Origin of the sequence: Nonlabens xiamenensis (assembly GCF_003865345.1) — a bacterium.
Lineage (GTDB): Bacteria > Bacteroidota > Bacteroidia > Flavobacteriales > Flavobacteriaceae > Nonlabens > Nonlabens xiamenensis.
Window position 1 is genome coordinate 470,092 of record NZ_RMVE01000003.1, and the last position, 23,178, is coordinate 493,269.

Annotated in this window: 22 protein-coding genes; 13 read left to right on the forward strand and 9 right to left on the reverse strand. The window is 41.2% G+C overall.

Annotated elements, in window-relative coordinates; all coding sequences use genetic code 11:
• Positions 1 to 3: 3 nt before the first annotated feature.
• On the reverse strand, positions 4 to 1,503 hold the full coding sequence (hutH, locus tag EGM47_RS10540) for a histidine ammonia-lyase (protein ID WP_124980771.1): 1,500 nt from the start codon (positions 1,501 to 1,503) through the stop codon (positions 4 to 6).
• Between the two features lie 39 nt (positions 1,504 to 1,542).
• The gene (locus EGM47_RS10545; protein WP_124980772.1) at positions 1,543 to 3,081 is read right to left on the reverse strand and encodes an NAD(P)H-hydrate dehydratase; all 1,539 of its coding nucleotides are present in this window, start codon (positions 3,079 to 3,081) and stop codon (positions 1,543 to 1,545) included.
• Positions 3,082 to 3,365: 284 nt separating this feature from the next.
• Here EGM47_RS10545 and gcvT point away from each other — a divergent pair, with 284 nt between their 5' ends.
• Entirely contained in the window at positions 3,366 to 4,448 is a 1,083-nt protein-coding gene (gene gcvT / locus EGM47_RS10550; RefSeq protein ID WP_124980773.1) for a glycine cleavage system aminomethyltransferase GcvT, read from the forward strand.
• A gap of 11 nt (positions 4,449 to 4,459) precedes the next feature.
• The gene (locus tag EGM47_RS10555; protein WP_124980774.1) at positions 4,460 to 5,281 is read left to right on the forward strand and encodes a sugar nucleotide-binding protein; all 822 of its coding nucleotides are present in this window, start codon (positions 4,460 to 4,462) and stop codon (positions 5,279 to 5,281) included.
• Positions 5,282 to 5,287: 6 nt separating this feature from the next.
• Here the strand turns inward: EGM47_RS10555 and EGM47_RS10560 are convergent, their stop codons facing one another.
• The 3 genes from EGM47_RS10560 to EGM47_RS10570 all read right to left on the reverse strand — a co-directional run bounded on the left by EGM47_RS10560 (position 5,288) and on the right by EGM47_RS10570 (position 8,861).
• Positions 5,288 to 7,489: a PAS domain-containing sensor histidine kinase gene (locus EGM47_RS10560; protein WP_124980775.1), complete on the reverse strand. Its 2,202-nt coding sequence runs from the start codon at positions 7,487 to 7,489 to the stop codon at positions 5,288 to 5,290.
• A 224-nt stretch (positions 7,490 to 7,713) separates the two neighbouring features.
• Positions 7,714 to 8,556: a 1,4-dihydroxy-2-naphthoyl-CoA synthase gene (locus EGM47_RS10565; protein WP_124980776.1), complete on the reverse strand. Its 843-nt coding sequence runs from the start codon at positions 8,554 to 8,556 to the stop codon at positions 7,714 to 7,716.
• Positions 8,557 to 8,588: 32 nt separating this feature from the next.
• Positions 8,589 to 8,861, reverse strand: coding sequence for a hypothetical protein (locus tag EGM47_RS10570; protein WP_124980777.1), 273 nt, complete (start codon positions 8,859 to 8,861; stop codon positions 8,589 to 8,591).
• Between the two features lie 270 nt (positions 8,862 to 9,131).
• Between EGM47_RS10570 and EGM47_RS10575 the strand changes: the two genes are divergently transcribed.
• The 4 genes from EGM47_RS10575 (at position 9,132) to EGM47_RS10585 (ending at position 11,861) form a co-directional block, all read left to right on the forward strand.
• Entirely contained in the window at positions 9,132 to 9,542 is a 411-nt protein-coding gene (locus tag EGM47_RS10575; RefSeq protein WP_124980778.1) for a DUF2452 domain-containing protein, read from the forward strand.
• A gap of 355 nt (positions 9,543 to 9,897) precedes the next feature.
• Entirely contained in the window at positions 9,898 to 10,026 is a 129-nt protein-coding gene (locus EGM47_RS16595; protein ID WP_262707064.1) for a hypothetical protein, read from the forward strand.
• A 150-nt stretch (positions 10,027 to 10,176) separates the two neighbouring features.
• On the forward strand, positions 10,177 to 11,388 hold the full coding sequence (locus tag EGM47_RS10580) for a PQQ-dependent sugar dehydrogenase (protein WP_124980779.1): 1,212 nt from the start codon (positions 10,177 to 10,179) through the stop codon (positions 11,386 to 11,388).
• 5 nt (positions 11,389 to 11,393) lie between these two features.
• Positions 11,394 to 11,861: a c-type cytochrome gene (locus EGM47_RS10585; RefSeq protein ID WP_124980780.1), complete on the forward strand. Its 468-nt coding sequence runs from the start codon at positions 11,394 to 11,396 to the stop codon at positions 11,859 to 11,861.
• A 71-nt stretch (positions 11,862 to 11,932) separates the two neighbouring features.
• Here the strand turns inward: EGM47_RS10585 and menD are convergent, their stop codons facing one another.
• Positions 11,933 to 13,603: a 2-succinyl-5-enolpyruvyl-6-hydroxy-3-cyclohexene-1-carboxylic-acid synthase gene (gene menD / locus EGM47_RS10590; protein WP_124980781.1), complete on the reverse strand. Its 1,671-nt coding sequence runs from the start codon at positions 13,601 to 13,603 to the stop codon at positions 11,933 to 11,935.
• Between the two features lie 291 nt (positions 13,604 to 13,894).
• On the opposite strand from menD, the gene EGM47_RS10595 reads away from it, so the two are divergent.
• Entirely contained in the window at positions 13,895 to 14,791 is an 897-nt protein-coding gene (locus tag EGM47_RS10595; protein WP_124980782.1) for a polysaccharide lyase family 7 protein, read from the forward strand.
• A 470-nt stretch (positions 14,792 to 15,261) separates the two neighbouring features.
• On the opposite strand, the gene EGM47_RS10600 is transcribed toward EGM47_RS10595, so the two are convergent.
• Both EGM47_RS10600 and EGM47_RS10605 read right to left on the reverse strand, forming a co-directional pair.
• Positions 15,262 to 16,311 carry a chorismate-binding protein gene (locus EGM47_RS10600; RefSeq protein WP_124980783.1) on the reverse strand — a complete coding sequence of 350 codons (1,050 nt, stop codon included), beginning with the start codon at positions 16,309 to 16,311 and terminating at the stop codon, positions 15,262 to 15,264.
• Between the two features lie 6 nt (positions 16,312 to 16,317).
• Positions 16,318 to 16,734: a hotdog fold thioesterase gene (locus EGM47_RS10605; protein WP_124980784.1), complete on the reverse strand. Its 417-nt coding sequence runs from the start codon at positions 16,732 to 16,734 to the stop codon at positions 16,318 to 16,320.
• A 33-nt stretch (positions 16,735 to 16,767) separates the two neighbouring features.
• Here EGM47_RS10605 and EGM47_RS10610 point away from each other — a divergent pair, with 33 nt between their 5' ends.
• The 4 genes from EGM47_RS10610 to EGM47_RS10625 are packed head-to-tail and all read left to right on the forward strand — an operon-like array spanning position 16,768 to position 19,933.
• Complete coding sequence (locus EGM47_RS10610) at positions 16,768 to 17,412, forward strand: alpha/beta hydrolase (RefSeq protein WP_124980785.1); 645 nt, start codon at positions 16,768 to 16,770, stop codon at positions 17,410 to 17,412.
• 2 nt (positions 17,413 to 17,414) lie between these two features.
• Positions 17,415 to 17,993, forward strand: coding sequence for a non-canonical purine NTP diphosphatase (locus tag EGM47_RS10615; protein ID WP_124980786.1), 579 nt, complete (start codon positions 17,415 to 17,417; stop codon positions 17,991 to 17,993).
• Positions 17,994 to 18,039: 46 nt separating this feature from the next.
• Entirely contained in the window at positions 18,040 to 18,849 is an 810-nt protein-coding gene (locus EGM47_RS10620) for a carboxypeptidase-like regulatory domain-containing protein (RefSeq protein ID WP_124980787.1), read from the forward strand.
• 10 nt (positions 18,850 to 18,859) lie between these two features.
• The gene (locus EGM47_RS10625; protein WP_394341796.1) at positions 18,860 to 19,933 is read left to right on the forward strand and encodes a M28 family metallopeptidase; all 1,074 of its coding nucleotides are present in this window, start codon (positions 18,860 to 18,862) and stop codon (positions 19,931 to 19,933) included.
• 102 nt (positions 19,934 to 20,035) lie between these two features.
• Here EGM47_RS10625 and EGM47_RS10630 read toward each other — a convergent pair whose 3' ends face one another.
• The gene (locus tag EGM47_RS10630; RefSeq protein WP_124980788.1) at positions 20,036 to 21,553 is read right to left on the reverse strand and encodes a DEAD/DEAH box helicase; all 1,518 of its coding nucleotides are present in this window, start codon (positions 21,551 to 21,553) and stop codon (positions 20,036 to 20,038) included.
• Positions 21,554 to 21,709: 156 nt separating this feature from the next.
• Between EGM47_RS10630 and EGM47_RS10635 the strand changes: the two genes are divergently transcribed.
• A complete protein-coding gene (locus EGM47_RS10635) occupies positions 21,710 to 22,342 on the forward strand; it encodes a YqaA family protein (RefSeq protein WP_124980789.1) in 633 nt (210 codons plus the stop codon).
• Between the two features lie 182 nt (positions 22,343 to 22,524).
• Positions 22,525 to 23,169: a VOC family protein gene (locus EGM47_RS10640; protein ID WP_124980790.1), complete on the forward strand. Its 645-nt coding sequence runs from the start codon at positions 22,525 to 22,527 to the stop codon at positions 23,167 to 23,169.
• The last annotated feature ends 9 nt before the right edge of the window (positions 23,170 to 23,178 follow it).

The following is a 23,178-nucleotide window of genomic DNA, read 5'->3' on the forward strand; positions in this document are numbered from 1 at the left end:
TGATTAATTGACGCCTATTTCTATTTGGGTCATCTCAATAAATCGACGTGCCTTTTCAATATCCGTGTAAAGTATCCGATCATTTTCATAGGGCGCCACTTCTTCCCTCAATTGTTGGATGATCAATTCCAATAGATCTGAAGTTTTTTCTTCTCTGAATTCCAGCGCTTGTGCAGCAGCTAGTAATTCGATACCCAGAACTGTTTTTAAATTGTCAATCACGCGATAGGCTTTTGTTGCTGCATTGGCTCCCATACTCACATGATCCTCCTGTCCATTTGAGCTTACAATACTGTCAACCGAGGCCGGATGGGCCAACTGCTTGTTTTGACTGACAATACTTGCTGCTGTGTATTGTAGGATCATCATACCACTGTTCAATCCTGCATTTTGAATAAGAAAAGGAGGCAAACCTCTTATTCCGCCCATTAATTGAAAAATGCGACGCTCACTAATATTTCCAATTTCTGCCATTGCGATGGCTAGATAATCCAATGCCAACGCTAAAGGTTGTCCGTGAAAATTACCTCCAGATATGATGGTTTGGGAATCCGGAAAAACGTTAGGATTGTCGGTGACCGAATTAATTTCAGTCATCACGGTTTTTTCGACAAAGTCCAGTGTATCTGCCGTTGCACCGTGGACTTGCGGAACACACCTAAAGCTGTAAGGATCCTGCACATTAATTTTTTCATTGCGACCTATTTCACTTCCTTCCAATAACTGACTGATCAGATCTGCACTGTCCAACTGACCTTTGTGAGGTCTGATCAAATGCAAGCGCTTGTCAAACGGACTCATATTACAATCAAAGCCATCGATGGAAAGCGCCGCTGTATAATGTGCCCAAGACCACAGTTTCCGACTTTCCAGTAGCAGATGTACTCCGTAAGCCAACATAAACTGTGTACCGTTAATTAGTGCCAGACCTTCCTTGGCATGTAGCTGAAGGGGCTTTATTTCCAGCTCCTTGTGAAGTTCTTTACCTGATATGCGTTTTCCCTGATAGTTTACTTCTCCTTCTCCCAGCAGTGGCAATGCCAGATGAGCCAGCGGCGCCAAATCTCCCGAAGCTCCCAGTGAACCTTGTTGGTAAATAACTGGAAAGACTTCCTTGTTAAAAAAGAGCATGAGGCGTTCTACCAACTCCAGACTTACACCACTGTGTCCATAACACAGACTTTGAATTTTAAGAAATAGCATTAATTTGACTACTTCTCTAGGAACCACTTCCCCTGCCCCACAAGCGTGAGACATGATGAGATTATGTTGTAATTGGGAGAGATCCTTATCGTTGATATGCGTGTTACACAAAGACCCAAATCCCGTATTGATACCATAAACGGCTGGCCCGCCGGGTTCTTGAAATTGTTTTTCTATAAATTGGCGGCATTTCAGAATAGCCTCTCGAGAGGCGTCAGAAAGTTGTAACTCCGTGACCTCATGCATGATCTGCTCCACCTGTGTCACACCCAGGCGTTTTGATGAAATATAATGTATCATTTTGGGCTGTTTTGGACAGCACAATATTAAACAAAATACTTAACTCTGCGCTGGTGCGGCTTGCTGTGGCTGCCTAAAAAGATGTAGTATGGCAGGTCCGATAAAATTAGAAATTAGACTGGCTTTAAGTCCTTCATGGGCATAGGTCTGTGCAGCAAGATCTCCACTAGCTCCATGTATATAAACACCAAAGACTGCTGCGGTCAAGGTGTCATAACCCTGTGCGACCAGCGCACTGATCACACCACTTAAAACATCTCCACTACCGGCTGTCGCCATTCCAGGATTACCAGAATCGTTAACATATAAACTGCTTCCAGCCACAGTGATGGTATAGGCACCTTTTAATACGAGGATCAAATCATGTTCTGTCGAGAATTTCTTGGCCAATTCAATCTTTTCATAACTGTTTTTCCATTCTCCCAATAAACCTTTAAGCTCGCCATCGTGAGGCGTAAGAACTGATTTTTTGGGAATATGCTGTATGAGTTCGGGATGACTGGCTAGAATATTGATGGCATCTGCATCGATGATAGTGGGCAACTCTTGAGATTGTATCGCTTTCGCGAAAGCGGACACCGTATCAGGCTCCTGCCCCAACCCAGGACCTATACATAGCACCACCTTTTTCAACTCATGATTGAAATCTGCGATGTATGGCTCACCTTTTCCCTGCAAAGTCATCACTTCGGGAAGGCTACTTTGCATGATATTGTTGCCAGAGCTAGGTACATAGGAGGTCACTTTTCCGGCACCGGTATTGATCGCAGCGCTGGCACATAAAACAGCGGCTCCCATTTTGCCCTGACTTCCTGCCATGGTAAGCACATGACCATAGTCGCCTTTATGGGTGAATATTTCTCGCGACTTGTACATACTTTGCGCTGCTTCCTTGGAAATTAATTGGGCCAGCGGATCAGCCTTCATCAAATATTCTGGATCCAAACCTATATTGATTACTTCAAAAGATCCGGTATATTCTCCGGTCTCTGGCAAGAAAAATGAAAGTTTAGGGGTTTGGAAGCTAAAGGTATGATTTGCCTTAAGGATAGCATCTCCAGGTTGGTGGGGTTGATCGGCAAACAGTCCGCTGGGCATATCCACTGCTACCTTGAATGCCTTGGACTGATTGATGTGCTCAATCAAATCGGCCATCCAACCCGTAATTGGTCTGTTGAGACCTGTTCCAAAAATGGCATCAATAATGACATCCTGATCATCTATGGCTGGAATTTCCTCTTTACAACTCAGTAATACGGGCCAATCATTGGTTACTTCTTTGATGCGGTCATAATTCACCAAAAATTCCTTTGAGCGCTTCTTACTACAATTGGTTATAAACACCTTGACATGATACCCATGTTGGATCATATGTCTGGCAATGGCCAGACCATCTCCTCCATTGTTACCGATTCCGCAAAAGATTTTGATCGGTACCGGCGCACCATTAAGACGTTGATGAATACGTTCAAAAACCAGCTGCGCTACACGCTCCATCAGGTCAATACTGGAAATTTGTTGTTTTTCTATGGTGGACTGATCGGCTTCGGCCAATTGGGCGGCACTGAGTATTTTCAAGGCTAGAATTTTAGTGTTCTGCAATTTAATGAATACTTGTTGAAAACATAGCAAGCACTAAAATTATGAGCTACCTAAGGCGAATTATGCTCAATAATTTCTAATCGCAACTCCAATAAAACCGTCAAGGATAAAGTTGGTATGATTCGGACATGGAAAGTTGAACATAAAGAAGTTAAGCAATATTTAGTTCGAAATCTTAAAACATAAGGGATGACAATAATAAAGTTTGGTTTTTCATCCGCAGAGAAAACTATACCTTTGGGACAAATAAAAGGATTAAAATGAAAAACACAGCTTTGACCAGTATTCACGAATCGTTAGGGGCTAAAATGGTTCCCTTCGCTGGATTTAATATGCCGGTTCAGTACGAAGGTGTGAATATCGAACATCTAACTGTTCGTGAGGATGTGGGGGTTTTTGATGTTTCGCATATGGGCGAATTCCTGATCTCGGGTCCAAAGGCATTAGAATTGGTACAAAAAGTCTCTTCAAACGACGCTTCAAAACTCAGTGTGGGAAGAGCACAATACAGCTATATGCCTAATGAGACTGGCGGTATCATAGATGATATGATCACTTATCGCATCAAGGAAGATACCTATTTACTCGTGGTCAATGCCTCCAATATAGAAAAGGACTGGAAACACATTTCTTCCTACAATGATATGGGGGCCGAGATGCGCAACCTGTCCGATGATTATTCGCTGCTGGCGATACAAGGTCCCAAAGCAGTGGAAGCCATGCAGTCTTTAACATCAGTGGATTTGGAGAGCATTAAATTCTATCACTTTGAAGTGGCTGATTTTGCTGGAATAGAACATGTCATCATTAGTGCGACAGGTTATACGGGATCAGGAGGTTTTGAAATTTATTGCAAGAACTCTGAAGTCGAGCAAATCTGGAACAAGGTTTTTGAGGCTGGTGCCGATTTCAATATCAAACCCATAGGTCTTGCCGCCCGCGACACGCTCCGATTGGAAATGGGCTACTGCCTTTATGGCAATGACATCGACGAGACTACTTCTCCTTTTGCGGCTGGTTTGGGATGGGTAACTAAATTCACCAAGGATTTTGTCAACCATGAAGACTTAAAAAAGGAAAAGGAAAATGGCGTATCCAAAAAACTTGTAGGCTTTGAAATGGATGAAAGAGCCATCCCTAGAGGAGGTTATGAGATCAAAGATGCTCAGCAACAGGATTTAGGAATAGTGACCAGTGGAACAATGTCTCCATCCTTGGCCAAAGGTATTGGTATGGGCTATGTACCTCCAATATTTGCCGTTCCAGGTAGTAAAATACACATTCAGGTGCGTAAGAAACTGATCCCTGCTACCGTTGTTAAACTACCTTTTTATAATAAATAAATTCGAGGCTTTTGGCTCAAATCCTGATTCTAGGAGGTAGCGGTTTCATAGGGCAGGCGCTCTACAAAGAACTTGCGCCCTATTACAATGTACATGCCACGTATCGTACTGATGATTCAAAGCTGGAAAGTAATCAACACTTTCACCAGTTTGATTTGGAACAAGAAGAGGTACATCTGATCCTGGACCAGTTACAACCAAAATTTATTGTGAGTGCATTACGTGGTAATATCAATAGCTTACTGTATTTACATCAATCTATTCTTCAATGGATCAGGAACCGCGATAGCAGACTTATTTTTTTATCCAGCGCCAATGTATTTGATAGCTTCACCCACTTCCCGAGTTATGAATATGACAAAACCTTTTCTGAAAGCATCTACGGCAGGTCAAAAATCAAAATTGAAAATGCCTTGCTCAGATTGCCTCCAAGCAAATATGTGATCTGTAGAATACCCATGATCTTTGGGTATAATAGTCCGCGGGTGCAGGATTTAAAAAAACAACTGATCAATGATCAACCCGTTGAAGTATTTCCCCATGTGGTGATCAATGCTACTCATATTGACAAACTCGTTCAACAGTTGCATTACCTCATCAACAGAAGGCGACGCGGAATTTTTCACTTGGGATCCAATAATCTCATCCATCATAGTGATTTGATCAAAGACATTTGTGAAGTCTTGGGGTACCCTGACCCATTGATCAAACAAGTGTATGATTCTAATGATGACAGACAGCTCTCTGTGCTTCCTAAAGACAACTTGCTCCCCAGACATCTTCAGCTGAATATTGAGGAAGTTATATCTTACAGTGCTCCTAAAAACTCTTAATTATAGCTAGTTTCCCTGTCCATCTTGTGATAAAGGAAGCGAAATGGTAAAGAGAGTACCATAATTAAGCACACTCGAAACCGATATCTTACCGCCAATGGTTTCCAGGTAACTCTTTGTAAAACTCAAACCCAATCCGTTCCCGTCAAAAGCTCTGGTATCGCCGCTGCTGACTTGATGAAAAGGTTCGAAAATGTCATTGATGAGTTCGTTTTTGATTCCAATACCCGTATCCTCGATCATGATCACAGCCAGGCCTGCGCTTTCTCGGCAATGAATTTTCACCTTGCCCTTTTCCGTGAATTTGATGGCATTATTGATCACATTTCCAATGCTTTGCACCAGGAAAGATTCATCTCCATCAACAATAATTGGCTTTGAAAAGTTTTTAAATTCATAAGCTAAACCTTTTAATTGCGCCTTACTGTCATATGTTCTTCCCAACTGGTGGAGAGACGCTGTTAAATTGATGGCTTTCGCCAAAGGAGTGATGGATTGATCCACCAGGCTTTGATTGACAATATTGTCAAAGGTCGTGTTGATGCGCTCGACAGACTCGCGTTGTGCAGCTAGCACTTCCTCCATTTGCTGACCTGGATTTTGCGTTAAAAGGTCCGTAGTAAGCAGCAAACTGCTCATAGGTGTTTTGAGTTCGTGGCCGACCTTAGTTAGAATATTGGTCTTCATTTCGTGCATTTGCTGAACTTTATGGTTCATCTGCTTTAATTCGTTTTGTATGCGTCGCTGTTCAGAAATATCAAAAAAATACAACAGATAATTTTCTGGCTGGGCATCTTTATCGGCTAGAACTGGTTTGTACAGCGTATCGTAAATTGCTTCGGGATCCAAAAATTGATGTGCAAGTTCCATACGTATTTCGTCTCCCATTCTCAATCGGCTGCGCAGTAAATTAAAATCTTGGGCTTCCTCATGGTTGAGCACAGCCGTAAAATCTGATTGATGTAAAACAGGATTCACGCCTATAAGTTTTTCAAGCCTATGTTGGGTTTTGCTATCAGCCGCAATAATTCTAAAATTCTTATCCAATAAAACGGAATGTAGAAATGCGTTGTCGATCAGTACCTCCAATTGTCGTTCGTGTTTGTCTTTTTCCACCTCTAACAAATGTTCTTTCTCTCGATTGATCAAATTGCCAATGATTCGGGATACTTTAGCCTCCTTGTCAAAAATTTTCCAGCCATACACTTCATAATGTTGATAGTTCCCATCGTGGGCGCGTAGTCTGTATTCATTGAAATAATGCTGGGTGTTGGGATCTCTAAGTTGTTCCAAATGTTTCTGATCTGCCTGCTCGACATCATCTGGATGGATCAATTGTTTAAAAGCTGTTTTGTTTAAATGATCTTCAAACCCTAATTCTTCCCTAAAGGCTTTGCTATAAGAAATATCGTCTTGCTTAAGGTCGAAAGTGAAATAACCGGAATTCATGGCCATTAATGCCATTTCCATGGTTTCCTTGAGATCTCTCAATTCCAGGGACGCCGTTTCGGATACCGTTATATCTTGAAATATACCATAGACAAATAAGACTTCATTAAATCCGTTTTCAGGGTAGGCGGCAATGCGCACCCATTTTTCAATGCCTTGAAAGCTAATGACTTTCACCTTGATATCATAAGGTTCAAGATCTACATATATGCTCTGCACGGCCAGTACGAAAGCCTCCATATGATCTGGATGGATAAAGTCGAATATGGATTCGCCATTCGGTTCATAATCTCCGGGCAAATCCAGGATCTTGTACAGCATGTCCGTCCAGTAGGTTTCATCATTATATGGATTATAGGTAAAGCCGCCCATTTGAGCGATTTGTGCTACCTTAACAAGAGCTTTGTGAGCCAAAACATCATCGGTAATATCAATACCAATCATATAATAACGGCCATTGTGGAACCCAATACTGCATTTTAGATAGATGGGCAAATGATCCTTGCTAATGAACTTCAAGGTTTTTTTGATGGGATCCTGACCCTGATCAAGTTGCTGAACTGAGTCTGTCCATTTTTTAGGATTCAGCAGCACTTTTTCCAAAGAAATTTGGTTGTCCAAATCAACTCCTAGTAAATCGGCCAATCGTTGATTAGCTTTTAGTATACTAAGGTCCTGACCGACCACTGCAGTAAATACGCAGGAGTGGTCCATGATTTCCTGAAGAGGAAAATCGCTGAATTGGCTTGACTGACTCATAACAAATCGGCTTACCTTAAAGCTAGCAAAAAAAACTTTCGCCTAGAGCATATTCCCTTAAAACAGTATGAAGAGCAGATTTAGCCGATAAAAACCTGGACGTTTAGCGAATTAAGCAAACATCTTTTATCATTCCATCGTTGATGAATTATGGCTATCTCATTAAATATCTGCTCAATAGGCAATAAAATTGTACGCCTATTAATTGTTGAGAGGATGGATGATTAGGGGATGTATTTATCTTTTCCCCATTCAGGTTGACGCTTTTCCAAAAATGCATCCCTGCCTTCTTTTGCTTCTTCCGTCATATAAATAAGTCGGGTCATTTCTCCCGCAAAAACCTGTTGACCTACCATTCCGTCATCGGTAGCATTCATGGCAAATTTGGCCATTTTGATAGCCGTTGGAGATTTTTTGAGAATTTCCTGTGCCCAATCGAAAGCCGTTTGCTCCAGTTGATCATGTGGCACGACCGCATTGACCATACCCATATCCATGGCCTCTTGAGCAGAATAGGTTTTTCCTAAAAAGAAGATTTCTCTGGCCTTTTTTTGCCCCACCATTTTGGCAAGGTAAGCACTTCCATACCCAGCATCTACACTAGCCACATCTGTGTCTGTTTGTTTAAATACACCGTGCTCTTCACTGGCCAGTGTCATATCGCAAACCACATGAAGACTATGACCTCCACCTACTGCCCAACCTGGAACAGCACAAATCACCACTTTAGGCATAAACCTAATCATGCGCTGGACCTCCAAAATGTTGAGTCGACCAGTGCCGGCATCATCTTTATAGCCGTCATGTCCTCGGGCATTTTGATCACCTCCGCTACAAAAAGCCCAACCGCCATCTTTTTTGGAAGGTCCTTCCCCAGTCAAAATAACAACACCAATCGAAAGATCTTCTTGTGCATCATAAAATGCTTTGATGAGTTCGCCCACGGTCTTGGGTCTAAAAGCATTGCGTACCTCTGGCCTATTAAAGGCGATACGAGCCACGCCCTGGCATTTTTTATAGGTAATATCTTCAAAGTCAAGAGCGGTCTTCCAGGTGATTGTTGACATAGAGTAGGTTTTAGGCAAAGATAAGCACTGGTCTACTCATACCAGATACGTACCACCTGAAAAGTATAGACGATACTACCACCTGTGGCAATCGAGTATACCGACTTTGAATCGGCCTCCTTTTTGCGATATATTTGTGGTAAAACAACCGTTTCTACGTTGATAATTTTTCGGTTATAGTTTTTTCGGATCCACTCATTGGCCCGCTCTACGCATTTGTCAATCGACTCGTATTTATTACCGCCAAAAAATTTAGTTTCGGTAACTTCAGGTATAAAATCAATAAATTGTATCGTATTTGTCATACCTATAGGTAGCATAATTGTTTCACATGTTACACCTCCATCATCCTTCGATGGACGAGAAAGCTCCTTCCTTATATCAAATTGATGATTGTATAATTATCGCTCAAATTAAGACGGCTGAACAAAAACTATGTCCAAATGAAAAGGGAACGGCATAAATAAGGGATTGGCCATACGTGAAATTAATATATGCCTTTGTAATTTAATATGGTTTTACAATTTGTTGTTAAGGCTTGGGCATGAACCATCTCCTGCATTTATTTTTGCGCTATGGGAAAGGAAAAAAAACCAGATCAGATTGTATTTGACGAAGAAAGTCAAACTTATAATGCTTCTCTTCTACCCTACTCCAGTGGTGTTGGTGCACCTAAAATCACCACTCCTGACGTGACTTCATGGAAACAGAACAACATCAACAAGGTGAACCACGAGATAAAGTCACAATTTGACCAACTCAAAGCCCAGTATGAAGCCATGGTCAAAAAATACGAGGATAATCAGTTGGTGTATGGCGCTAAATTCTCCTTTGAACCTATCGTCGGAGAAACTTATCACTTATATAAAGGACGTAAAGACAATATTCCTTTTCTCTCCGTCATCTCTCCCGAAGAATGCCACTGGGAATTTATGGGCACCTACCGACTCTCTTCTGAGAAACTTTGGGAAGAGGTTAATTCATAATCAAATTCAGTCATAAGCACAGCTGTTTTTCTGTTCAAAGAGCTTGAAATTTGATGAAGCAGCAAATGGTTACATTGGTTATGCTAATTTTTTTAGCACTTTAGTTTTCTGTTTTATAGATACTTATAAATTTATAGCTACTTTGTATAACATACAACTGTAACAAATAAAGAAGTTGCTCGTCTATTAGATATAACCACAAAACAATAAACCTTATGAGAACTTCAACAGCTTTTTTAAACGCCGGTAAAGAAACCAACAACAGGACCAGTAACAAAGTTACTTTTTCAGATTCCTGGAATTCCAGAAGACGTTACAGATAATCCAACTTTATTAACTCTTAAAACCTACTGCTATGAACCGTTTGTTGCCCATCCCAGATACCAAATCCGACTTTCCATTATTGTCCCGGAACAGATCCTTTGATGAGAATCTTCCATTCAATGAGGTAGTTGACGCAGACCAGTGGATCTTCAATTGCTAATTGTTTTTTTCACTCGATCTCAAACTACTCCAGGTATTAGTACCCATCAGCCTTCCAGAAAACGATAAATCCCTTTGTTATGAAGGGATTTTTCTTTTTATTAACAATTTGCACTCCTGTAGAAGGTATTTTTAGGTCAAAGATTCCGTCATGAGAGCTTACCTATTTTTATTCTTTGCAATTTCCTTGTTTACACAATGTAAATCCAACCAAGAACAATCCAACCAAGAACAATCCAATCAGGAGGAATTGGCCGAAACCGTCAACCCGACTACAAATGTCCGAAACGACCAGAAAGTCCCGGATGTAGAAAACATTCCTTTAATTGAAGACCAAAAAGATTATGACGTCACCCCAATTGTTGAAGGATTGACAAATCCCTGGGGAATGGATTGGTTGCCCAATGGCGATCTGCTCTACACAGAAAAAGAGGGTAAATTATACCGATTTGATGGCACTACCAGCCAGCCTATCAAAGGAGTTCCTGAAGTATATGTTCGCGGGCAAGGCGGACTCCTAGACATATCTGTTCACCCTTCCTATCCAGAGAAGCCATTTATTTATCTTTCCTATGCCAGTTCAGAAGGTACGGGTGAAGGTGGAAACACAGCCATTGCGAGAGCTCAACTGAAGGAAGACCAATTAGTAGATCTTGAAGTCCTTTACAATGCAGTGCCGAATACCAAAAAAGGACAGCATTTTGGATCAAGATTTGCCTGGGATGAGGAGGGTTTTTTATATTTTACGATTGGAGAGCGAGGCGAGCGTGAGGTGAACCCACAAGACCTGACCAGGGATGGAGGTAAAATCTATCGAATATATGATGATGGACGTATTCCAGAAAGCAATCCGTTTACCGACGTAGAAGGTGCCAAGACTGCAGCCTATACCTATGGAAATCGTAACCCCCAAGGAATGACTAGACACCCAGAATCTGGAAAAATTATTTCTCATGAGCACGGCCCCAGAGGTGGCGATGAAATCAATTATATCCGGGCTGGAGCAAACTACGGTTGGCCAGTCATCAGCTATGGTATCAACTACAGTGGCTCAAAATTTACCGAGATCACTGCCAAAGAAGGAATGGAACAACCTTTTTATTACTGGGTACCCAGTATTGCCCCCAGCGGATTTGCCATCATTGACAATCCAGATTACGGTAGCTGGGACGGTAATTTTTTGGTCGGCTCCTTAAAGTTTCAGTATTTAGAAATGCTGTATGTGGATGAGAAAGGCGTAAATAAAAGAGAAAAATTAGTGGACGGTATCGGAAGGCTGCGCAATGTAAAAATGGGACCGGATGGTCATATTTATATAGGTGTAGAAGGTAAAGGTATCATGAAAATCACCAGAAAATCTTAATTCTTATGCAGGCAAGCCTTCAATTCCATTTATTAAAGCCTTTTTATTTAACCGCTGCTTTCCTACTACTGATTACTTCATGTAAAGAAAAAGAGGACACCAGTGAAGTCACTACCCAAAACCAAACCGAGGAAGTTCAGCAAACTCCACTTCAGGCAAGTGTGAATCGCGGCAGGGAAATTTACAGCGAACTCTGTGTGACTTGTCATCTTCCTAGCGGAAAAGGAGTACCAGGTGCTTTTCCACCGCTGCATCCTTCAGATTGGCTTACCGAAAAACGTACCGAAAGCATACATGCTGTCAAATATGGTTTAAAAGGCGAAATCACCGTCAATGGAGAAACTTATGATAGTGTAATGCTTCCCTTAGGATTGGATGATCAGGAAGTGGCAGATGTGATGAACTATACGATCCAAACCTGGAATGAGGGCAAAATAGTTACGGTGGAAGAAGTAGCAGCAGTCAAAGAATAATACCAGCAAAGCTTGCTTATGCTACCATCTCTGTTACACTAAGCCTATTTCACACCTTTGATCGCTGAAAACTATCTCAAAAACTTAAAGTAATCCAGCAATACCTGATCATTGAGTTGGCTGGGGGTCATGATTTCAAGTATTTGAGGTTGCTGGTTGTTAGATATGAAGCTAGGAAACGCTTTCGCGAAAGCGGACTCATCATTCACCTGTGTATATCCCCAAGAATACATATTTGCTAAGTGCTCAGCCGTAAGCTGGTGCTTGGTTTCAAAAAATCGGTCAAACTCGGGCGTGTCTTTATGACCCGGAAGAATTCTAAATATTCCCCCACCAGAATTATTAATTAAAATGATTTTAAAAGTTTTGGGGGTATAATTGTTCCACAAAGCGTTGCTGTCATAGAAGAAACTCAAATCTCCAGTAATTAGCACCGTGGGTCGGTCACCCGCCATGGCTGCGCCTATAGCTGTACTGGTGGATCCATCAATCCCGCTGGTTCCTCTATTGGAAAAAATGATATGCGTAGGATTCATCTGAAACAACTGTGCGTAGCGTATAGTACTGCTATTCCCTAATTGTAGCATCAAACGATCCGGAAGCTCCTCAAAAACTCGCTGGAAAACTTTAAAATCAGACCAAGGCATTTGTTGAAAATATTGCTTGCGTTTCTCTAAATAAACGTGGAAATGATTGAGCCAACGATCCCGATAATCACTGTCTATGGTTGATTGGGGTAGAGTATGAACCCATTGAGCGGGATGGACCTTGATATGTCCAGCCAATTTAAAGAATGTATCGTAGGCCTTGCGTTTACCAACATGATAATGGACTTTGGTACTAAATCTTCTCAGGTATTGTTTAATTTTTTTAGAAACGATCATTCCTCCGATCGTGATCACCATGTCAGGTTGGAGGTCGGCAATCTGGTCATCTTCCTTTTCTATGGGAGCGATCAAGGTATCGATACCCCAGATCAAATTCTTGTGACTGGTATTGCTACTCACTTCACTCATGACCAAAACACTGGGATCGGCTGTTAATCGATCCAAATCTCCCTGATCAAACACCGGCGGATTTAAAGTCGCCAAAATGATGAGCTTTCTTTTGGCCTTAGACCATTGTTCAAAAAACTGTTCAGGAATTGCGCTGGATTCGTCTTTTAAAAGGTCAATCACCTTGACATCAATACTCGGTTCAACCAATCGATTGTACAAGGGTTCTTCAAAGGGAATATTGATATGAACTGGACCTTGTCTTGAAATACTGATATTGACAGCTTTGTTGATCAAACGCTCATTGGTAGCTGTACCTTCCTTATCATTCGTCTCTTTGATCATCTCCAATTGCGTATCAAATAAAATATGATTGGCATACACATGCTGCTGCCTGATGGTCTGTCCATCACCGATATCAATTTTCTGCGGTGGACGGTCGGCACTCAGTACGATGATAGGAATCTCGCTGTAAAAGGCCTCGGCCACTGCTGGATAATAATTCAGTAATGCACTACCACTGGTACAAAGAACGGCAACAGGGTTTCTGAGCTGTTGGGCCATTCCCAGGGCCACGTGGGCGGCACATCGCTCATCAACTATACTATAACATGTAAAAAAGGGGTTTTCGCTAAAACCTATGGTCAAAGGTGCGTTACGGGATCCAGGAGAAATAACGATATGTTTGATTCCTCTTTTCTTGAATAGCAAGACGATTTGTTGGGCGTGAAGAATCTCTGGATACATACATCGCAAAGGTAGTTGGCAGGACAACTTTGACCAACTCCCTTAAGATCATATTTTGAAAAAACTAAGTTCGTAGGTAGGGCCCAATAGTTTTAAACAGGTATAAAATTTTTACCGCTAATATTATCGACTTGACAATTTTAATCTTATTGAATTATCAATAGTCCAATAAGCGGGTAACAATTATCCGAATTCCACATTCCTCGCATTGATAATGCCGATTAGCGTTCTACTTTCACTACATCGATTGCGCATGGCAGTCTACAACTTTAAACCATTAAATTCTTTAGTATGAAACGATTTATCACCCCTTATTTAAGTAGTATTAAATGCCTTAGCATTGGTGTACTATCAATGAGCCTGGTCATGACTTCTTGTAGCCCAGAAGAAATTCAGGAACCTGATGAGCAAGAAATTGACTTGATGGAAGAAGAACTTTCCAAAGCCGCATGTGAAGTTCCTTATGAATGGTTGAGATATTCACAAAAAGGTCAGTACGCCCGAAATTCCAGCAATTGGAAATTACAACACCCCACTTCTACCCAGACCTATGAAAAGAAGCGTACCGACAATAGCAGTTTGACCACCTATTCCAACAGCAGATTTAGAATGGTGGGATCTACTTGCAATCGCTTACAATTTACTGTCTATGCACAGGATGCGACCAGCGGTAACTCCTCCAATCCGCGATGCGAATTGAGGGAAATGACCAAATGGGAAAACGGACAAGAAGATGAAGCCGCCTGGAGTTCCAATACCAGCTCGACCAAAAGTATAACTGCAAGAGTCAAGGTTACACATGTTTCAACATCAGGACGTGTAGGCGTAGTCCAATACCACTCTGGTCAGGATGAAAATGTAATTGTTATCGTCAGAAAATCTGGAAGCCAATATAAATTGGCCGTCACTGGGGATGGCATCAATGGAAATGAATATGTACTGGATAGTGACTATCAACTCGGTACCTATTTCACCATCAAAATAGAGGCAAAAGACAATAAAACCAGATGGAAATACAACTCCAATAGTTTTAGCTCCTGGAAAACCATTACAAATTCCACCAGACACCGAAGATCTACGTGCTATTTTAAAGCTGGTGTCTACAACCTGAGCACTAAAAGTACCAGTTCTGGCTACTCTCGTGCTGAATTTACTGAAATTAAAGTCAACCGATCAGAGTCCTTATAGGCAGAATTCTAATCAAATTATTTTAAAAGCGGTCAGATAAATGGCCGCTTTTTGATTTTTATCTATGATATATTTTCCAATGATCCTTAGAAAAAGAACGTTTATCCATGATAAGGCTCATTTTAGAAAGTTAATGCAAAGTTTTGGAAAAGAAAGATGGCATATTTGAATTAATTGTCGATATTTAAATTCAATAAAAGCTATCGGTACATGATCATTTTTAAATACGCGCTCTATTACTCGTTTATTGGTATTTATCAATCCGGTATTTTTTTAAGAAGGCAATTTGGCCATCTACAGCACATGTTTCACTCATGGAACGAGACCAAAAATGAGCAGGGTCAGACGGTGGGCTTTAAAACTACATTGCTCCGCACGGCATTTAGAAGTATCCTGTAATACTTATCGCGTGCTCAACTCTTATTCCAACCACCTATAGATTTACCCTCACAGTTACTTGTATAAATATTCTATTGAAGAATTTTTACCATGGTGCCTAGTTTATTCAAGGTTTCATCATATTCATGCTGAGGGACACTTCTGGCTGTAATGCCTCCTCCGACAAAAACCTCAGCCATTCCGGGCCGCCATCTTAAACAACGCAGATTCACATAAAAATCAGCTTTTTCTTGTGTTGGATCCATCACTCCTAAATATCCGGTGTAATAGGATCGACCATAAGACTCATGTTGCTGGATATAATGAAAGGCTTCCTCTCTGGGTAGCCCACAAACTGCTGGTGTAGGATGTAGTGCAGCAGGTATTTGCATTATCGTTTCCAGATCAGCTCTGCCCACAATCATAGATTTTAAATGAATAAGGTTGCCCGCGCGTGAGGTAAAAGGTCCATCCACCTGGATATCCTGTACACCATGACGTTCAAGTCGTTCAACTATATCATCGGTAACCAATTGCTGCTCCTCCTTTTCCTTTTCTCCCCAAACCTGTTCTACGCCTTCTTTGTAAATCGCTGTACCTGCCAGTGACATGGTTTGTACCGTAGTGCCTTGAACAGTCATTAGCGTTTCAGGCGTCGCGCCCATCCAAACATCTTCAACAGGATGATAAAAACAATAACACTGGGCTTTTGGGTAAGTATTCAACAAGGCATTTAATAACTCCTCCATGGAAAGAGCTGTTGGGATGTTTTGCTTTCGCGAAAGCACCACTTTTTTCATTTTACCTTTTTGAAGATCTTCCACCGCCTGGGCCACAAGCTGCTGATAGGTTTGTGCTACCAACGGGTCATGGTACTGCTGTAGTGAGTCATAAGTATCGCCAATTTCAGAAAAATCCCAGTCAAAGAAAAGTTGTTGATGCCCATGAATATATACCGGTGGTTGACCTGGGTCAAAGGGCTGCATAATTGCGCTGGGCAAGTTTTCATGCGGCTTATGATATAGTTCCTGGTTATCTTGGGCTAAGAGTAATACTTGCTTCTCTCCTGCTTTTCTCAGTAAAAAAAAAGGGAGTTTTAGCGATATGAGTTCGCTGACCTTACCGATTAATCCTTTACTCAAACCAAATTATTGTTTTTTAAGCGCAATGGTGGTGAGCTTACAAATTGAAATAAGCTGTTGTTGTTCATCCTCTATACGTATTTCCCATAATTGGGTCGTGCGTCCTTTGTGCAGGAATCTGGCTGTGGCAAAAATATGTCCATCTTTTTTTGATCTGGTATGATTGGCACTTATTTCCAAACCGCGTATAGCAAATTGATCGGTGTCCAGAAACATGTAGCTGGCTGCGCTACCTACCGATTCTGCCAGAGCTACACTCGCACCGCCGTGCAGTACCCCGTCGGGTTGATGTACTTTTGAAGTGACCGGCATCCTTCCGGTCAGAAAATCTTCACCTACATCTACAAATTCGATGTCCAGGGTTTCCATGAGCGTATTGCGACAGATTGCGTTGCAACGGCTGAGTATCTCTTGTTTGTCCATATCTTTACCAAAAATAAGCCATAACAAGCACAAATGGTAAAAACCGTAAGCTACCAGCACACCAACTCCTATGAGACCTTGAATGACTTGTCCACCAGGACTGAAAAAATTTGGGTATGCCTTCACGGGTTGGGCTATCTGGCTACTTTTTTCAAGAAGTATTTTAGCGGTCTGGATCCAGAAAAAAACTATGTGATCGTTCCTCAAGCTCCCTCAAAATACTACCAGGGAAAGGACTTCAAGCACGTAGGGGCCAGTTGGCTAACCCGGGTGGACACCCAACGGGAAATGAACAATAACATCAATTATCTCCAACAAATTCTGGAACAGGAAGGCATCGTGGGAGATCCCAGACTCGTATTTTTCGGTTACTCCCAAGGTGTATCTATTGTCACCAGGTTTTGTAGGTCATACGCATATGAGATAAAGGCTTTGATCATGCACAGTGGTAGTATACCGGCTGAACTGGATGAAACAGATGGCCAGCACTTTCAAAAATACAGCGATAGAATCATCCACATTTCTGGTACTGAAGATGAATATTCCAATGAAAAAGTCCTCAAACGCGAACTTCAAAAAATAAAGCTACTTTTTAGTACAGAATGTGAGATACATCGACCGGAGATAAAACATGTGGTACATACCCCACTTATTGAAAAAATAGCCCAAAGCCTTTAACCATGGACATCATATTTGCCACACACAACCAGAACAAATTACAGGAGGTACAGGCTTTGATGCCTTCTCATATCAATTTGATCAGTCTAGATGACTTGGGCTTGAAAGATGATATACCAGAAACCGCCGAAACCATTGCAGGTAATGCAATTCAAAAGGTAGAATTTCTTAGAATGCGTTATGAACAACCCGTTTTTGCCGACGACACCGGGCTGATAGTCGATGCGTTGGATGGAGAGCCAGGTGTTTATAGTGCCAGATATGCAGGTCCTCACAAAAGCAGTGAGGATAATATGAATCTGCTCTTAGAGAAATTAACAGATAATAACAATAGACAGGCACGGTTTGTGACCGCAATTGCGTTAGATTTGAACCGTCACCAAATCCTTTTTGAAGGGGTATGTGAAGGTAGAATTAGCAAAGAAAAAAGCGGAGAAAAAGGTTTCGGTTACGACCCTATTTTTGTACCTGATGGCTATGACCTAACATTTGCGCAGATGACCATGTCAGAAAAAGGAAAAATCAGTCATCGCGCCAAAGCCCTGCGGAAACTTATCGATTATTTAAAGGAAGCGGAATAACAATCATATGATACCTGGGGCCAATACCTTATTTTTACAATTACCAATGAGAATTTATACCTTAATTTTAATTTTTTGTCTTGGTGCTGCATTTCAGGTGAGCGCTCAAGGCGAAAATAATTCCAATGAACAAAGCCAGCGCCCTATTGTTAGGGGTAAGGTGCTCAATGCCAAAGACGAGTCTCAACTGGAAAATGTAAATATTGTTAACCTAAATAGTGTCAAGGGAACCATTACCAACGCTGAGGGGAACTTTGAAATCGCAGCAGCGGTAAATGATACCTTGTATTTTTCTTATCTAGGTTTTGAAACCATCAACGTACGTGTGACGGAAGATTGGTTGAAATTTGGTGACGTCACCATTTCCATGACTGAAAAAGGAATAGCGCTGGAAGAAGTCACCGTTACGGAAACCGCACTAACTGGCTTTCTGGAAATCGACGCCAAGCGTGCTCCCATTTATGCCACCAGACGTTATAAGATCAGCGGTCTTCCCAAAGGGTATGAAGCTGGCGACAGCGAGCCTGGGGCCATTACTAAAGTCCTAAGTAGTGTATTTAATCCCGCCGATTTCCTGTACAACACCTTTGGAAAAAAAGGAAAATCCATGCGTAAATTGAGACAGATCAAAGAGCAGGACGAAATTAGAAACCTTTTACAAAGCAAATACGACAGGGAAACTTTGATGAACCTTCTCCAAATGGACAAGGTGGATATAGATGCTATCCTGCGTAATTGTCAATATTCCAAGAAATTCATCGAAGAATCTAATGACCTTCAGATATTAGATGCTATTAGTGAATGCTATGAAGAATATAAAGTGCTTAAAACCAATTCGGCTAAAAAAGAAAATTAATTTAATATAAATGATGCTTTTGAATATCAAATATATGATGTGGAGTCTGCTGGCTGTAGGCCTCACCACTTCCTGTAATTCCATTAAGAAACAAAATAGCGTTGATACCACTGACCAATCCATGTCCAATATGGTATCCCAATTGGATTACTCCAAAGTAGACCCGATGAAGTATGCCAAAACCATAACCGTTTCGGAACTAAAGGAACAACTTTATCATTATGCTAGTGATGAAATGGAGGGACGTTATACCGGTAGTCCGGGTCAGAAAAAAGCAGTAGAATACCTCAAAACTCAATACGAAGAGATGGGGGTACCTGGTGGAACAGCAGATGGCTCCTATTTTCAGACGGTGCCCTCAGATTACTTAAGACGCATAGATACAGATTCTGAAAATGTGCTCGCCTTTATTAAGGGACGTGAGATTCCTGAAGAAGTATTGGTAATTTCAGCACACTTGGATCACATTGGAACGGAAGATGGTGAGGTCTTTAATGGCGCTGATGATGATGGAAGCGGAACCATCGCTCTGCTTGAAATCGCTGAAGCATTCAAACAAGCCGAAAAAGATGGTTTCGGTCCTAAACGATCCATTCTTTTTCTTCATGTGACAGGGGAAGAAATTGGCTTGTATGGAAGTAAATATTATTCCGAAAATCCGGTGTATCCATTAGTCAACACGATTGCCGATTTGAATATTGATATGATCGGACGGATTGATCCGGACCAAAAAGACGATCCCGATTATGTCTACCTCATTGGAAGTGATATGCTGAGTCAAGACCTGCATGACGCATCAGAGGCAGCCAATAAAAAGTACATCAATATGAGATTGGATTATACTTACAATGGCAAGGATGATCCCAACCGTTTCTATTATAGAAGCGACCACTACAATTTTGCCAAAAATGATGTACCTGTCATCTTTTATTTTAACGGTGTGCATGAGGATTATCACAGAGCTAGCGACACCCCTGATAAGATTGAATATGAACTATATCAACGACGTGCACAGTTGATTTTTGTCACTGCCTGGGAACTGGTCAATGGAGAAAAACGACCTATGCTGACCGTCAAAGAATAAGTGTAACATCACCGTATTAAAAAAGCATGAATTTTTTGGATTCATGCTTTTTTTATTGAACAAGAACAGGAAGGCTGATCAAGCGCTACCGCCTGACACAGATTAATTTGTTTCTACTCCTGCAAACTCTTGCTGAATAGCAACTCGCAAGCGACGATAGTAGTCCTCCTCCAACCAATCCTTATAGTTGTTAGTATTGTTGATGATACAGTAAGCATATCTCCGTATACGATCTTTTATATCTTCTTTGAGCAATTTGGCCAGTATACGTGCATCAAAAACATCCTCGCTGTTTTCTACACACCACTGCACATGTTGAGCGATAGACTCATCGAGAACCTCTTTTGATTTGCGACCTTCTTTGGTAATGCGTTTGTAGGCTCCTTTGATATCAAAGCTAAAATCACTGGTATTTGGGAACTCTGCTTTTACATCCTCTGGCATGCGGTAAACAAAATTACGCTCGATCTCGTCATCACTGATGATGTTTTCTACGTAGAAATCAGGAGATCTAAAGACTTGTTGCCAATCGACTGGTTCGTTCCAAAGTCCGAATCTAGCCACATTGTTACCAAGATCAATGATATGAAACTCTTTTTTATCATCCAGAATACGAGATCCACGACCTATCATTTGATAATAGAGGGTCAAGGATTTGGTAGCACGATTAAGGATAATACATTCCACGCTGGGCTCGTCAAATCCTGTAGTCAAGATACTTACAGAGGTCAGAACAGCATCTGGCTTATTGCGGAACCATTTTAAGATCTCTTTACGTTCCTCCTTTGTATTGGTATTGTCCAGGTGACGGACTTCGATTCCAGCTCTTCTAAAAGTATCCTCTACCTCTATACTCGTCCGTATACCATTATTGAAGATCAACGTTTTCTTTCCCTTAGCCACCTCGTTGTAAGATTGAAGCAACTTGTCCTGCATGGTGGTAGCAGTATATAGCTTTTCACTGGATTTTACTGTATAATCACCATTCATACCAATGGTCAATCCGCTAAGTCCCACATCATAGGTATGGGTAACGGCTTGCGCCAAAAATCCTTGTTCAACCAGCGAACTAATACTGTTACCAACGATAAGTTCTTTGTAATTGTCCTTCATCGGCAACTTAAAATTAGAGCTCAATGGTGTTGCCGTAACTCCCAACATAAAACAATGATCAAAATATTTAAAAAGCTTTCTAAAACTGTTGTAATGGGCCTCATCAACAATCACCAGACCAATATCGTCCAACTCAAGCTTATCATCTTGAATACGATTGTTCAAGGTTTCCACCATAGCCACAAAGCAGTCAAAATCCTTTTGGTCATCCAGCTCCTTTACTTTGGAATTGATAACCTTGTTTTTGACATTAAAGCCGTTGAGCATTTTGGAAGTTTGTTTACACAACTCAATTCTATGAGTCAGAATAACGACCTTCTTGTTTTTCTCTTTGAGATACCGACGTACAATCTCAGAAAAGATCACCGTTTTCCCTCCACCAGTAGGCAATTGATAAAGCAGGTTATAATCATCAGGCTTATTGTTGATTCTGTCAAAAACTGCCTCTAGATCACGCTCCTGATAGTCATAAAGGGATTTGATTTCTGTCTCGTTTTGGATTGCCATCAGCTTTAAATTTTCGATTTTGGGATTTGCAAAAGTACTGCTTTTTTAAAGGTGTTCCGCTGGTTTCACCCTAAGAATTTTATAAAGCTTCAATTCTCAAATCTTTAACGCCCATTTTTGGATTATTGTGGTAATTTCGCCATCCAAAAAATTACATTGACTAATTCCTCCACAAATACGAGCACAGACAAGAAACCTTGGTTTCAACCAGAGCGTGCACATAGGTACTACAAACTTACTGGCTTCTATAGTTTTGTTTGGGAAAGCATCAAGAAATCAATGCCTCCCGTGTTGGTTGTTGTAGGAATACTATTGCTGGTCCACTTTTTTGTGATCGACATTGAGAAAGCATTGGAACTTGCCGTGCAGGAACTTCCCAATTACGGTGTTTTGACTTTTTTCTATCTTTCTGAAACCGCCTTGGGTTTAATTCCGCCAGAACTTTTTATTGCCTGGGCGGGTGAAACTGCCAATCCAGTGATTAATCTTTCCCTGATTGCCCTGTTGTCCTACCTTGGAGGTTTCACCTCTTACTGGATCGGTCGCAGAGCGCTACGTATCCCAAGTCTACATGAATACCTTGAAGTCAAAATGGCTAAGCAGTTGGTGATGGCCAGAAAATGGGGCGGAATTCTGATCGCAGTCGGTGCATTATTACCTCTCCCCTTTTCCATGGCAAGCCTAGTGGCTGGTATGCTGAAATATCCTATCCGGAGTTGGATGATTGTCGGATTGCTCAGATTCGTGCGTTTTGCAATTTATGGTGCTGCTATATTTTCTCTGGTATAAGTAAGATAATCAGGGCTTCTTTCGCCTTGAGCGATATCATATCTATTTACTAGTTTATCTGTGATTCAGTTCATGGTGGTAACCAATAGAAAAATTCACCAACTTAAATAGCTGTAAAATTTGTACGTGTTTAGCGAGTATATTTGAAATAGGACTGATATGATCACCAGTCGGTATTTTTCATGATAATTGACCACATATTCATTTTCTCCAATCAGCATGGAAAAGAGGCTGATCAATTGATTGATTTCGGGTGGTCTGAAGGAAGCTCCAGAAGACATCCCGGACAAGGCACCATCAATAGGAAATTTTACTTCGAGAACTTTTTCCTGGAGATTCTTTGGATCGTGGATGAATCAGAAATTCTTGACCCAAAAACCGCATTCACCCAGCTAGGTCACTGCTCAAATTTTCCCAATAATGAATGCTCTCGTTTTGGCTTGGGACTCGTTAATACAGCAGGTAGCGACGACTTGTTTCGCAATTCAGAAATCTATCAACCCGACTATTTCCCTTCTGGAATGACCATTGACATCATTACCAATAAGGAGCACCCTTCATTACCGTGGACCTTCAGACTTCCCTTTAGAGACAAGCAGAGTGAGCTAGAACCTTATATTCATGAAAATCAAATGAAGCAATTGACTAAGGTCCGTTTTAATGTCAATCGCCCAGAAGGTCTCGGTGAATTCAGTGCATTTTTTGCAGACACTGATACGCTTAATTTTCAATTGGCTCAATCTAATCATCTGGTCTTGGAATTTGACCACAGGGTGCAAAATAAAATGCAGAAATTTGATGATTTAGGATTGACAATACATTATTGAAACAAAAAA